A 13,891-nucleotide genomic window follows, 5' to 3' on the forward strand; every position below is an offset into this window, starting at 1 on the left:
CGTCCTTGGCTATCTCTACAATTTGAATTAATTGGATAGAAACCCTTACGTTTATAATGGATTTATAAAATGTATACTTTATATAGAAACTCTAGCTTAATTGCAACCAAAAATATTGATGCTAGTTTAGTTTCACGGATATATCTGGAAATAAGTTATTTTATCCGATATTTATGTTTTTTTCATAATTTAAGAAGACTCCCCTATCTTAAGAGGAAGTCTTCGGTCTAAATTGATTTTCTTTTTCGCATCCTATCTAATGGCTTTACTGAAATTCGTTTTTCATTTTCACCGAAATTATCTCTTAACCAAGAAACAGCCATTGTTCCATATCCTGTGTGGACTCCGGCAACAGGAACTAATGTCTCAATTGTTACTTTTAGTTGCTGATGAATTTTCTCTAATTCTTCTTTCCAATCTTGAGCCCGTTCTTTTACACCCGCATGCATCACACATATTTCTTTTAAATTATGATTTTTGATCGCCTCTGACATTGTTTGAAAAAGTCGTCGTTGAGCTCTTTTTTTCGTCCGAATTTTTTCATCCACAATTACTTTTCCGTTTTGAAAACGCAATACAAGATTTATATTTAGTAAACTAGCAAATACGGCTTGTGTCGTGCTTACCCTGCCACTTCGTTTTAATTGATTTAAACTTGCTGGGAGTAAATACATTTCGGTTTGCTCTGGATATTCTTGTAATCTCGTAATAATTTCTTCATACGTTCGCCCTTGTTTTTCAAGTTCAATCCCTTTTTTGATTATTTTACCTAAAGCATATGCTCCTATTTTCGAGTCAATCACTTCTACCGGAAAACCTGTTTGTATAGATGCATTTATTGAACTTTCATATGTTCCAGTTAGTGCACTTGATGCATGGATAGCTATCCCGTAATCATACTCCTCATTTAATCTCTCATATAGATCAAGGAACTCACCGTACGCAGGCTGACTCGTTGTTGCACCTTCCCCATGTTTTTTTAACAGTTCATAAAATTTATTTTCAGTAAATTCAATATCCTCTTTATATGAAACACCATTTACAATAACATTTAGTGGTAGTACAAATATATTATTACTCTTAATAAATTTTTCTGAAAGCCCACATGTACTATCAGTAATCCAGGCAAGTTTTTTCATCATTATCCCCTTAGTGGTTCACATTTGTTATTCTAATAATATATTTAATTATCAAAATAAGCAATTACTTATCGGTCTTTACTTAGTCAAGTGTCCAATACACTTGGCTTGTTAGGGATGAAGCGAGCCTCTCTATTCCTTCCACGGCGCATCCCTCCTACAGATGGATCTTTGAGAAATAGTATAAGAGCATCCATGGCACCCTCCATCGGACAAAGACTTTGTTCATAAACGGTGGAAGTTGACCGCAACAACCTCCACCGGACAAAGATTTGTTCAAAAGCGGTGAGATTTGTCCGAGACACCGTTTATTAAAAAAAGAAGCTGCCGGGAGTTTTCTCGACAGCCTATGCCCTCATGCTAGAAGTATTCTACTTTGTTCATTCATTTCCTTTTTCGCATCATATCATGTGGTTTAACAGGACACTCGACTTTCATTTTCACTGTCATCAGTGGATGGCGTGCACGCTCGATTTCTTCTCCCTTTTCATCCCACAATACATCAATCATTTGTGTATGATGACGAAAGCCAGGTCCATAAAACTCCACTTCATCTCCAATGCCAAAACTGTTTCGTTGTTCAATCGTAGCGATGCCTGATTTTTCATCATAATCCAACACTTGTCCGATAAATGTATAACCTGGAATTTTTCTTCTTTTCCCAAACAATTGTTGATCCTCTGTTGGTACTCCATAGTAAAAACCAGTAGCTAGTTCTCGCTGGGCTACTTTCCAAAGCTCATCTTCCCACTCTTGATTAAACGTATAGTTGTCCGGATCTTCGCAAAATGCATTTACCGCACGACTGTAGACATTCGAAACAGTTGACACATAATGGATTGACTTCATCCGTCCTTCAATTTTTAAACTGTCAACCCCATTTCGAACAAGGTCTGGAATATGGTGTATCATCGACATATCCACGGCACTCATGGAAAAGGCTTCTTCTGGGTCTCCGGCTAATAATGATTTTCGTTCTCCCACTTCTGGTATCTCGAACAATTCATATTTCCAACGACATGATTGTGAACATCCCCCGCGGTTTGCATCCCGTGCTGACATATGATTGGATAACGTGCAACGACCGGAATATGAAATACACATCGCACCGTGAATAAATGTTTCAATCTCAACATCCGTATTTTGCCGGATTTGCTTAATTTCTTCCATACTTACTTCACGAGCTAAAACGACTCTCTCTAATCCCTCAGAATGCCAAAAGTTCAACGTCTCATAATTCGTTGCCGAGGCCTGTGTTGATAAGTGAACCGGTAGTCCTGGAGCATCCATCATACAAATTTCCATTAGAGCCGGATCTGATACAATCACCGCATCAATTCCAATGTCTCGAATCTTACGAAAAAATTCACCCGCCCCTTCAGCATCTTCTTCATGTGTCACCATATTTGCTGCCACATAAACTTTTGCTTGATGCTTTTTGGCGAAATTCACTCCATCTGTCATTTCCTCATATGAGAAATTTCCTGCCCGGCTCCGTAGCCCGTACGCATTCCCGCCAATGTAAACAGCATCAGCTCCGTAATGAATTGCTGTTTTAAGTTTCTCTAACGTCCCAGCTGGAGCTAGAACTTCTGGTTTTTTTAGTTTTATTTTTGTTGTCATGACTTCTCTCTCCTACTGCACTTCACTTGGATGTTTCAAGAAAAACCCTTCATTTAAAGTTCGTTTTTGTGGATGTAATTTGCATACTTTTTTATTGAAATCCTCTGCAAATTGTTCTGACCAATTCCTTGAATTAATTATGTTTTTTGCTTCGACAAATAGTTTAACGATCTCAACGAAATCTTTCCCTCGCGTATAAATTCCGTCTAACTTCCAGCTCGTAAGTTCTGCTTCTGCTAAATCGTTCAGGTATAATCCAAGATTAATATCATCAGTTGCAAAAATATGCGTACCTTGTGCATCTTCATAAACAGAATAATGTGTGCCTAGTTTTTTTGATTCTGCTAGAAAAAGTCCTCTCTCTCTAGACACCGATTCCGCTTGATTTGTAAAATTAAAATAATTTTCTGCTAGAGGACGTTTTGAATGATGGATACAAGTCGCACCATAAACGAGTACCTCAATTGGAATCTTCACTTGTTCACGCATTTGTTTTAATTCGATAAATGTAAGTTCTCTTGAAAGTACTGCACCAACTGCTCCACGCTTAGCCCAAAAATTCACTTGCCTCGCACTTGTTACGATTGTCTGAGCATCATAAATAAATGGAAGATCAAGTTCTTCCTTTTTTAGCAAGTGGATGACACCCGGATCCCCTACAGTGATCTTATCAACTTTAAATTCATGCAGCTTTTTCAAATAAGGTATAATTATTTCAATATGTTCATTATGCATTAGCGCATTTACCGCAACACAAACCTTTTTTCCATCCTTATGGGCGATTTCTGCTATTTCCTTCAACTCTTTCAGTGAAAAAGATGTAGGCAAACGCAGACCAAATGCTTCATTTCCGACATACAGCGTGTCAACTCCAACATCAAGCAAATCTTTTGCCTGTTCAACTGATTCTGCAGTTGCTTTGATTTCTATCATCTTATTCCATCTCCTTCTATTTTAGCGTATCATAGAAATTAAATTTACAACTTCCAAATTTTTGACAAAATAGCGAGTTTTTAACCTCGCTCTCCTTGCTTAAATTTCTATCTGTACAATGATAGGAAATAGAAGATGTATTTGGAAAAGAGATAAGGATCGAGCTAGTTATTCGAAAGGCAAAACTTAAAAATAAAGAGAAAGTAGTAGATATCAGAATTACAGATGGAAAATTTCCACAAATTGCTCCAACTATTAATGAGGAAGGAAACGATTTTAAATGATGATTCTCTTATCATAGGAATATCGTGACCAATTCCATCTTCCCACAAGAAGAACGGTCACGATTAAACTCTAATCGTGACCGCTTTTAATCTACAATTGGAAAAATAGACATGATTTACTCTTAATTGTGACTGATTATGCTATTATCTGACGAAAACAGGCATGTTTAACTCTAATCGTGACCGTATTCGCTTCCCCGGACGCCTTAGGTGAACAATTAATAAAAATTTTTCCATGATTAAGGATCGTTAACCCTGTGACAGTGATTTCCCGTTTAAGGATAGCGAAGTTGTCTAGAAATATTTAAAATTACCAACTCCTAAACGGCAGCGCTCCCGGATCATTATTGACCACAATCTGATATATCGGTACAGCATAAGCGATGACGGAAAGAGCAATTGATACTCCGATCCAGACCGACCATCTTTCGAGGATTGGTGGTGGATCTTCTGCTTTTTCACGAATTACTCCAATTGGATATTCGATCGTTTTTTCTGACTTTGGAGCAAAAAACAACAGTTTAATCCAAATGTAAAGCAATAACACGATTGCAATAAACAGAATCACTCCACCTACTCCAATAACTTGCCCATATGACAGCCATGACAATGCAAGCTCATGATCTCCATATGTGGAATGGGCGGTTCTTCTTGGAGCACCTTTTAGTCCAGCAAAATGCATAATGATAGCCATTAATATCATTCCAATGCTCCAAAGGATAGTTTGAATAATCGCTAATCGATTCAACTGCTTGGTAAAAACACGTTTTGTTAACACCGGAATAAGCCAGTATGAGACAGCGAAAAATGTCAATATGACTGCAGATCCAACTGTTATATGGAAGTGACCTGTAATAAACCACGTATTATGCACCATCTGGTTTAATTGGTAACTTGAATTAATAATACCACCTGCACCACCTGGTATAAAAAAGATCATTCCTACAAATGCAGTTATAAAACGAGCATCTTTCCAAGGAAGTTTTGTTAACCAGCCAAATAAACCTTTTCCTCCTCGTGATCTGCCTGCGAGTTCAAATGTAGCAATGATAGAAAAAGCTGTAATTAAGGATGGTACAACAACCATCATCGTTAAAACAACTTGGAGGAATTTCCAAAATGATTCTACTCCCGGTTCTGTTAACTGATGATGCAAGCCAACTGGAACAGAAAATAAGATCAACAATATAAAAGTAAGCCGTGGCAGTGAATTACTGAAAATTTTCCCACCAACAATTTGCGGGATATTTACATACCAATAAATATATGCTGGTAAAAGCCAGAAGTAGACTAGTGCATGACCAAAATACCAAAATAAAGTCCTCGTTAATGTAACATCCACTCGTGGTACCCAGCCAAACGCCCAAGGTATAATTAAAAATACAACAGAAACAGCTACAGCAAGACTTGCATGAATCCACAAAATTAATGTAGCAACCGTCATATATGCAAATAGTGGTGAAGGCTGTCCTTTATTATTTTTCCTCCAACGTATGTAAGCTATAAACATACCTGCTGATGAGATCCAACTTCCCACTATTAACATAGCCAGTCCAACATAAAACCATGGAGATGCTTGCATTGGTGTATAAAATGTATAAAGCACTGTACCTTCATTCGCTAATATAAGAATCGTCGCAATAATCGTTCCAATTGCCATTAAATAAAAACCGATCCATCCTAAGGTTCTAACACTAGGAGTAAGCCTTCCATCTAGGGTTCGTGTAATCCCAGAAAAAAGATACCCCATGATAAAAAATGTAGTAAAAACAAGGACAAGTAGAACCCCATGTGCGGTTAACAATTGATAGTAAGTCAACCAATTGGGGAGGGTAATCCAACCGCTTCGCTGCATTATTTGTAATAATCCAGCAAGACCCCCAAGAAAAATTGCAATGATCCCAAACCAAATATAAGCCATCATCATATTGGCATCTTTTTTCTCAAAGTCAAAGTCAGTCAATACATTGCCATGTTCATCTTTTTCTACTGCTATATCACTCATAGTTGATACTCCTCTCTAAACATCTTCCACAACAATTTTTCCATACATCACTTCATGACCTATTCCACAATATTCATGACATAAAAATAAATACTCCCCAGGTTCATGAAAGGTTTGTGAATATTCCGCGACATGTCCTGGAACAAGCATCAAATTTGTTGGAGTTCCAGGTATATGGAAACCGTGAACAACGTCTTTTGTTGTAACCTCAAAATGAACTGTCGATCCGACTGGTACAGTAATTGTATTTGGATCATAACCAAACACAAAAGAAAGAATCGTAGCTTTATATTCATTTGGACCAATTTGTTCAAGACCAGGATTATCAAACGGCGCTTGTGCCTCGACTTTGTCTGGCTCAATCGTCGTCTGCATCCCATCAGGTGGATTCAATCCCATCCCAACCGCCATCACACCTGTAATTATTAAAAATAAAACGAGCGATCCAGAACCAATCGCTAGCCATATTTTCTCAAGTTTAGGCATATTAAATATAACTCCTTCATTAAAATGTTGTAATATAGTAATAAAAAATTCCAAACCATGACAACATGATAAAAACCCCGATAAAAATAACAGTAACAAACGTACCTTTTAATCTCTCGTCGTATTGTTCTGCAGATGATTTTTCATCAGTTTGTTTACCCAATTTATCTCCCTCTCTCATACGTAAATACTATTGGTAGTATGTGTAAAAAACTTCCTAATATTCACATTTTATTAAAAAACGTCCTTCATAAATCGATTTAACTTACTCGCGCCTACACTCCACTGAATAACTTCGCAATAAAAAAACGACCCTTTAGGATCGCTTCATGAACATCTCATATTTTTACTCGCTTTAGCCGCAATGAATTTAGCACTACCGAGATAGAGCTAAACGCCATTGCAGCTCCTGCCAGCCAAGGAACTAAAATACCAAACATTGCAAATGGAATCATCGTTACATTATATAAAAAAGCCCATACAAAATTTTGTTTTATGTTGATCATCGTTTTTTTACTTATCTGAATCGCATCAACTAATCGATGCAAATCTCCCTGTATAATCGTTACATCACCTGATTCAATTGCAACATCTGAACCTGTCCCTAAAGCAACACCGACATGACTTACTGCAAGTGCTGGCGCATCATTTATCCCATCACCAACCATGACAACATGATGACCGTTTTCCTTTAACTTCTCGACAATTTTCGCTTTATCATTCGGCGTACATCCTGTATATACTTTTTTAATTCCTACTTTTCGAGCAACTGCTAACCCTGCTCTTTTATGATCACCCGTTAACAAAATAATCGGATATCCCAGCTGTTTTAACCGTTTCACCGCTTGAATTGAACTTGACTTTATTTCGTCAAATACACCGATCATCCCAGCGAAACTCCCATCCACATACACTACCATTACTGTTTTTCCAGCATTTTTCAGTAACTCCTCCTGTTTCAAAGCTCTTTTAGGCAGAGAAAAACCATTCTGTTCAAAGTAAGCAGAGCTTGCAATGACTACCTCGTGCCCATGAACAACTGCTTTTATTCCATATCCCGGTATATTTTTGACGTGCTCGGCCTCTTGAAAAATATCCACGTGCGAGCTTGCCTTATTAACAATTGCTCTTGCTACTGGATGATCTAACGTATGTTCTACCGCTCCAATATATTGCATAAATTTCCTTGATTCCATTTTTTCAATAAATATATCTGTAACTTGTGGAACACCCTTTGTAATCGTACCCGTCTTATCAAGAACGATATAATCATTTTTTCCAAGCAATTCTAGAAATCTACCTTCCTTAAATAAAATTCCATATTGTGCTGCCCGTCCACTACCAACCATGATTGAAGTCGGTGTCGCCAAACCTAAAGCACATGGGCATGCGATAATGAGTACCGCAATAACTTTTCCTAAAGCACCATTAAAATGCCCTGGCTGGAATATAAAATACCAAGCAACAAAAGTAACTGCGGCGATCATAATAACGATCGGGACAAATACTTCCGTAATTTTATCTGCAATATGTTGAATCGGGGCTTTTGAATTTTGCGCTTCTTCTACGATGGAAATAATAGTTGATAAAACTGTTTCTGACTCTTTTTTCGTTACCTTTACTTTCAAAAGTCCATTTTGATTAATCGTCCCTGCATAAACTGCTGCACCAGTATTTTTTTCAATCGGAATACTCTCCCCTGTTAGCAATGATTCATCAATCATGGAATGCCCTTCCGTGACTTGTCCATCAATTGGAACTTTTTCTCCCGGTTTAATAATCACCATATCATCTGGAACAAGCTCCTTAATATTGACTAGTTTCTCTTTACCTTCTATATATAAATTTGCCTGTTTCGTTTGCACTTCGTATAATTTTTTTAGTGCTTCTGCAGTTCTGACTTTGGTTTTTGCTTCCAAGAACCTTCCTAACAAAATAAATGTAATAATAAAAGCACTTGTTTCATAAAACAACATTGCTGATTCCGTTGCATATAAGAAGTTAGGGGTAGTAAATGTCACATAATGACTATAAAAAAATGCAGCACTTGTACTTAACACAACAAGAACATCCATATTTGTACTGCCATTTTTAATTGCTTTCCATGCCCGGTCATAAAATTGATATCCAATTATAAATTGAATAGGAATAGTAATGGTAAATTGAAAAAAAGGGTTTGTCAGGATAGGAGGAATATACATAAACTTTGTCCACTTAAAATGTGCGAGCATTGCCCAAGCTAAAGGAAAAGTTAACATAGCTGAAAAGATAAAATTCCATTTTAATTTTTTTATTTCTTGATTTTTATCACCTTCAATACGTGCTGATTTCCTTGCTTCAAATCCTAAATTATTAATTTTAGAGATTATGTCACGTAAGCTTGTCTTATTTTTATCAAAAGTAATGCTCCCTGTCTCTGTTGCGAGATTTACCGTTATTTCCTCTACTCCCTCTATTCTAGAAACTACCTTCTCAATTCTTGCCACACAAGCTGCACAATACATCCCCTTTACTTCAAGTTTTGTTTTTTCTATGTTCATTTCGCTCACCACTTTTTACGTATTAGTAAATTCTATTACGAGTAAGATAGCGTTAGAACAATAGTGGTCACTAAAGGAAACATCTAAACGAAAAATTTTTATAACAAATTTTATCCATATAGATCTAAATAGAATATAATAAAGATAGTGCATTATTGAAAGGAAGCCTGAGCACATGAGGATTGAGGTAGAACTTGAAGAATTAAAAAGCATGGAGAAATATAGTCCCGAAAAGCTTTTAGAAATATTAGCAGAGAATCAACAAAAAATTGAACAAAATCAATACTATGATGAACAGCAAGATAATGTCCGGAAAGAATATTATTATCATGAAATTTCCAAAAATAAATCAGTCGGTGTAACATTATTTCACGCGTACCATCAACTCGTTACAGAAACACATCTACATAAATATCCTTATTCGATTAGCAAAAATCAATATTTATACACTTGGGTTGATCTCCAGTCTAATGGTCAACTTAAAACTATTTATTCTGGTAAAGAAAGAACACCCGAGCGATTAATCAAGGAAGACTTTGCAACGATCGACCGTCGTTTTAAGAGATATCTAGAACTAGTTGAAATGCATGATATTATGAAGGATAGATTACTAGAACATCTTCGCCAAATTTCTAGACAACATAAATTCAATACAGAACATGTTGTCCCTCAGTCTTGGTTTCGAGCTAAAGAACCGATGAAAGGTGATTTGCATCATCTTTTCGTTTGTGAGCCAAGGTGTAATAGTCTCAGATCCAATTATCCATATTATGAACATCGGGATGAGGACCCATCAAATTTCTGCGGTTTTTATCAATTGAACCGATTTGAACCAATGTACGGAAAAGGAGTTGTTGCTAGAGCAACCCTTTATTTCTTATTACGTTATCCAACAAAAATAACGAGGAGATTCAAAAAAACGATTGATCTTCCATTACTTTTACGTTGGCATGAACAATATAACGTGACGACATATGAAAAGCATCGAAATATGGCAATCTTTGAAATTCAAGGGAATCGGAATCCATTTATTGATTTTCCTGAATTGGTAACGAAAATTTCTTTTCCTCGGAATTAGTTCCTGTTTCGAACGATATTACGAAAAGAGCCAAATCCATACTTTGTGATAAGGCTCTTTTTTCATTACTTCCCTACTTTGAACCTTTTTCCTCTAGCTTACAAATTACTATCAAATTTACTATCATGCAATCCTATCATAAAAACACTGGCAAGCATTTGATCATATTGATGATCGATCTCATGCAACTCTTCTATTACTTTTGTAGAAAAATGTTCTCTGCCTTTACTTGCATAATGGCTAAACTCATTCATATTTAATTGGGAAAGATAAACGAAACTTTGTTTTGTTTTTAAAATTTAAAATTCATTCTTCCATTTTGCTTTTCAGTAACAAGATAAAACTATCTTCTCAAATGAAAAAAATTGTTCAATGCATTACCTTCATGGAGTCTCTATTTTCAAACGTATCATTGTTCTTTTTGTCCAACTCAAATATTTTAATTGTCTGTTTTGCAATCGTGCCATTTCGCCTTAAATATAGTAAGTAATAAACAACCTCTAACATAATTTTAGGATCAATTATAAGAATATGATGTGCTCTCTTGGATTATACCGGTAAATTTCTATTCTACTCTTACAATACGCTTACGTTATACTAACTGCTGTAGTTCGAGGACGAGTAGACGTATACCACTGATAAAACAAAATAATGATAATAATAAGATCTATTGCATCTCCTCCATAGTACATGAGCATTCCACCTATCTTTGCTTGTAAAGGATCTACTCCGTTTGGTGGGGTTGCATAAATATACTTTGAAAGAATTCCATGTCCTGCTAAAGCAATAACAAAAACAATCGTGCGATTTAAAAAACTAACTTGATGAGGCACTGGATCAATATAAATTAAAGAAATTGTAAATAGATACCCTACAAAAAACACATGCAAATGAATGAGTACATGGATAATTGTACTATGTAACATCATTTCATATATAGGACTCGTGTACAGAATCCATAATCCCCCAATATTTATTATCGTAGCAACAAGAGGATTCGTATAAAAACGAAGAATCCGACTTCTTAACACACGCGTAACTCTACGTGCGGCTTGTACTGGAAGGATGCGTAGTAATAATGTCATTGGTGCAGCGACTGCTAAAAAAATAGGTCCTAACATGCCAAGCAGTAAGTGTCCGGCCATATGCCAAATGAAATTTTCGTGAGACGCTTGAGCAATCGGACCAATTACCGAAATTGCAATACAAATAACACCTAATATCCAGCAAACTACTCGATATAGTGGCCATTTTCTATATGTTTGATTTGATCTTTTAACTGCATAACCATACCCAATTATTAAACTTATAAATATACAAAGCAAAAATTCTTCCAAAATCCATCCACCTATGTAGCTACTCATGAGTTTTCTCCCTTGTTTGATAAAGCAGTACGACTCCAATCAAAATAATCACAATAGCAACGGCAATCCAAATAAAATCATATGGCAAAACATTCACATCATATCGGATTTGATGTATTCGCATAATCTTATGTTGTATCGTTCCGTCGTATAACTGGAAAGCACCTGCACCAAGGAACACGCCACCCCACCATCTTTTAATACGTAAGGCGTTGCGTCTTCTCAAATCGGCAAACAAAAACAACCCACCAATTGTAGCAAACCAGCTGAATGCATGAAAAAGCCCATCTGAAATTAAACCAATATCAGTTGTAGACTTATCATAAAAATGATGCCAGCGAAGCAATTGATGGAAAACGGATTCATCAATAAAAGCAATCAATCCAACTCCGAATAAGAAACCGGAGCCCAAGTTTCGTGATGCGTAGGTTACACGATTTTCAGCTTCTTTTGCTCTTTCCATTTTAATTCTCTCCTTTAATGCCTTAGACTACAATTATGATTTACAAATAGTAAAAAACATATACTTTCATCTGAAACACTAAAAAACGCCTCAAGAATTTTCTTGAATGCGTTTTTCATTTTTACGGAGATAATAAACTTGGAATTCCAGTTGATAATGGTAGGAAATAAATAACAATTAATAATGCGATAAGCATCGACACTAAAATTGGCACCACCGCCCTCACAATCGTTTCAAATGAAACTTTTCCGACGGTTGAGGCTACAAATAAGTTAACTCCGAGTGGTGGAGTAACAAATCCAATTGCTAAGTTCATTACAAGAATAACTCCAAAATGAATCGGATCAATTCCGATGTTGGTAACAACCGGAAGTAAAATCGGCGTTAAAAGGCTTATCTCTGCTCTGATGATAATAAGTGGTTCATTTGGCATTAGGTAGTCTCCCAAAAAAGAAACCTTGAAAGGCATTTAGTCAATCAAGGTTTTTAAATATAATACTTAAGCCACTTATCATCATTTCATTTTTTTTGATGCATTATTTAGAAATGTATTTAACTTATCACTTATATTTAAATTAACATTTTCTAAACTATTTTTTTCGACATCTAATCTTTTAAAGTTCATTATAAAATTTTCGAAAGAGTCAGATACTAAATATATATTTTCTCCATCCATTTCGTGAAACCAAAAATAAATTTTATTTTGCTTGTCATCTTTTGTTCCAATGCAAACTAAATCTCCTCCTGGTAAATCTGCAATAGGAATTAAATCATCTGGTAATAAATCTTTATAAAAGTTTATCTTGTCCTCAATATTATTTTCATCATTATATAATCCATAAATTGAATCTATTTCAAATTGTACTTGCTTAATATTGTTTGATAAGTCTTTTGAAGGAATAAAGCAATAATCTTCTCTGATATAATCATTACCATAATGTTGCAGATAAAAGGAATAATCTCGAGGTAACTTTATCTCATATTTTATTTCTAGATTATTTATATGGTCTTCATCCCAACTTTTAATAATTTCTTTCACATCAAAATCAATTATTGTTTCTAACTTCTTTTTAAATTGTTCCATTTTTTAATACCCTCTCGTAAATCTGATGCTGAACCAATATGCAGAATATTTCCATGCAAATCAGTTGGTATTAATTCTATTACTGTGCTTGACTTATGGTGTGGTGTAACACCCGCTTGTTTTAATAATTTCTTTGCAGCATTTTTTGATGGCAAATTATATTGTTGCTGTATTTGTTCGTACACTAATGAAAAGTCATTTGGTTTACCTGTTAATTTTCCTTTCTCAAATACTATATCACCCTCTGACCAAGGTGAAAAGTTAGGTCTTCCATTAATAAATTCTACACCTTCACCATTCAGGTTTATCAGAATACCATTTTCCATTACCAGGTTCCCCTTCCCATTTACCATTTGTTCTTGGTAATCTTGTTGTGGAATTATCTATACCCTTACCATCGACCTTAAAGTTCATATTCGTGAAACCTTTTGTCAGTTGTTCTTGAATATAATTTGGATTTTACGCGTTATAAGACTTTGGGTCATAGGCGCCTGCGAATGCTAATTCGTTTTTAGGAGTGCTGGAAAATATATTTGCTCCGGTAACAGGGCTGCTATTCTTTATACTGTTCAGCCGTGAACTGTTTTTGGAGGTTCGAATTGCTGTGCCTGTGCCTTTTCCAGGGCCGATAAATTCAACTGCGAGCGTTCCGAATACATATGTAAACCATCGTGCCTTACTCTCGTTGTCGCCTTTGACGACATTTTTAATATATGAATCTGTTAAAGCTTTGCTGATATATAAAGATGTATCTACTGGACGAAATCGTACATTTCCTGCAAAAAGAAGCAGGTGATAAAGAACATCTAACGGATTATTGTGAAGTTCATAGATCCCTTCCCCTAAATCCTTCACAACATCGTAAATACCAAGCCCAATTCCTTTATACGTA

14 protein-coding genes are annotated in these 13,891 nt (G+C 35.7%); 1 reads left to right on the forward strand and 13 read right to left on the reverse strand.

Going from position 1 to position 13,891, the window contains the following annotated elements:
• Positions 1-227 precede the first annotated feature (227 nt).
• The 7 genes from SPD89_RS10855 to SPD89_RS10885 all read right to left on the reverse strand — a co-directional run bounded on the left by SPD89_RS10855 (position 228) and on the right by SPD89_RS10885 (position 9,010).
• Positions 228-1,139, reverse strand: a complete 912-nt coding sequence (locus SPD89_RS10855; protein ID WP_336261973.1) for a DegV family protein — start codon at positions 1,137-1,139, stop codon at positions 228-230.
• A gap of 384 nt (positions 1,140-1,523) precedes the next feature.
• Positions 1,524-2,762 carry a peptidase U32 family protein gene (locus tag SPD89_RS10860; protein ID WP_336261974.1) on the reverse strand — a complete coding sequence of 413 codons (1,239 nt, stop codon included), beginning with the start codon at positions 2,760-2,762 and terminating at the stop codon, positions 1,524-1,526.
• Positions 2,763-2,774: 12 nt separating this feature from the next.
• Positions 2,775-3,692: a peptidase U32 family protein gene (locus SPD89_RS10865; RefSeq protein WP_336262035.1), complete on the reverse strand. Its 918-nt coding sequence runs from the start codon at positions 3,690-3,692 to the stop codon at positions 2,775-2,777.
• A gap of 597 nt (positions 3,693-4,289) precedes the next feature.
• The gene (locus tag SPD89_RS10870) at positions 4,290-5,984 is read right to left on the reverse strand and encodes a b(o/a)3-type cytochrome-c oxidase subunit 1 (protein WP_336261975.1); all 1,695 of its coding nucleotides are present in this window, start codon (positions 5,982-5,984) and stop codon (positions 4,290-4,292) included.
• Positions 5,985-5,999: 15 nt separating this feature from the next.
• Positions 6,000-6,470, reverse strand: coding sequence for a cytochrome c oxidase subunit II (locus SPD89_RS10875; protein ID WP_336261976.1), 471 nt, complete (start codon positions 6,468-6,470; stop codon positions 6,000-6,002).
• 19 nt (positions 6,471-6,489) lie between these two features.
• Positions 6,490-6,633, reverse strand: a complete 144-nt coding sequence (locus tag SPD89_RS10880; RefSeq protein ID WP_336261977.1) for a cytochrome c oxidase subunit 2A — start codon at positions 6,631-6,633, stop codon at positions 6,490-6,492.
• Positions 6,634-6,808: 175 nt separating this feature from the next.
• A complete protein-coding gene (locus SPD89_RS10885; RefSeq protein ID WP_336261978.1) occupies positions 6,809-9,010 on the reverse strand; it encodes a heavy metal translocating P-type ATPase in 2,202 nt (733 codons plus the stop codon).
• 175 nt (positions 9,011-9,185) lie between these two features.
• Between SPD89_RS10885 and SPD89_RS10890 the strand changes: the two genes are divergently transcribed.
• Positions 9,186-10,088: an endonuclease I family protein gene (locus SPD89_RS10890; RefSeq protein ID WP_336261979.1), complete on the forward strand. Its 903-nt coding sequence runs from the start codon at positions 9,186-9,188 to the stop codon at positions 10,086-10,088.
• 587 nt (positions 10,089-10,675) lie between these two features.
• On the opposite strand, the gene SPD89_RS10895 is transcribed toward SPD89_RS10890, so the two are convergent.
• The 6 genes from SPD89_RS10895 to SPD89_RS10920 all read right to left on the reverse strand — a co-directional run bounded on the left by SPD89_RS10895 (position 10,676) and on the right by SPD89_RS10920 (position 13,854).
• Positions 10,676-11,452, reverse strand: coding sequence for a cytochrome c oxidase assembly protein (locus SPD89_RS10895; RefSeq protein ID WP_336261980.1), 777 nt, complete (start codon positions 11,450-11,452; stop codon positions 10,676-10,678).
• The gene (locus tag SPD89_RS10900; protein WP_336261981.1) at positions 11,445-11,915 is read right to left on the reverse strand and encodes a DUF2243 domain-containing protein; all 471 of its coding nucleotides are present in this window, start codon (positions 11,913-11,915) and stop codon (positions 11,445-11,447) included. The genes SPD89_RS10895 and SPD89_RS10900 overlap by 8 nt, the downstream gene beginning before the upstream one ends.
• Before the next feature lie 121 nt (positions 11,916-12,036).
• Positions 12,037-12,348, reverse strand: a complete 312-nt coding sequence (locus SPD89_RS10905) for a TRAP transporter large permease subunit (protein ID WP_336261982.1) — start codon at positions 12,346-12,348, stop codon at positions 12,037-12,039.
• A gap of 81 nt (positions 12,349-12,429) precedes the next feature.
• The gene (locus tag SPD89_RS10910; protein WP_336261983.1) at positions 12,430-12,999 is read right to left on the reverse strand and encodes an SMI1/KNR4 family protein; all 570 of its coding nucleotides are present in this window, start codon (positions 12,997-12,999) and stop codon (positions 12,430-12,432) included.
• Complete coding sequence (locus SPD89_RS10915) at positions 12,975-13,325, reverse strand: hypothetical protein (RefSeq protein WP_336261984.1); 351 nt, start codon at positions 13,323-13,325, stop codon at positions 12,975-12,977. Before SPD89_RS10915 ends, SPD89_RS10910 begins: the two co-directional genes overlap by 25 nt.
• A 133-nt stretch (positions 13,326-13,458) precedes the next feature.
• Positions 13,459-13,854 carry a hypothetical protein gene (locus tag SPD89_RS10920; RefSeq protein ID WP_336261985.1) on the reverse strand — a complete coding sequence of 132 codons (396 nt, stop codon included), beginning with the start codon at positions 13,852-13,854 and terminating at the stop codon, positions 13,459-13,461.
• Positions 13,855-13,891 lie beyond the last annotated feature (37 nt).

Origin of the sequence: Pseudogracilibacillus sp. SO30301A, assembly GCF_037072025.1 — a bacterium.
In the GTDB taxonomy this organism is placed as follows: domain Bacteria; phylum Bacillota; class Bacilli; order Bacillales; family Amphibacillaceae; genus Pseudogracilibacillus.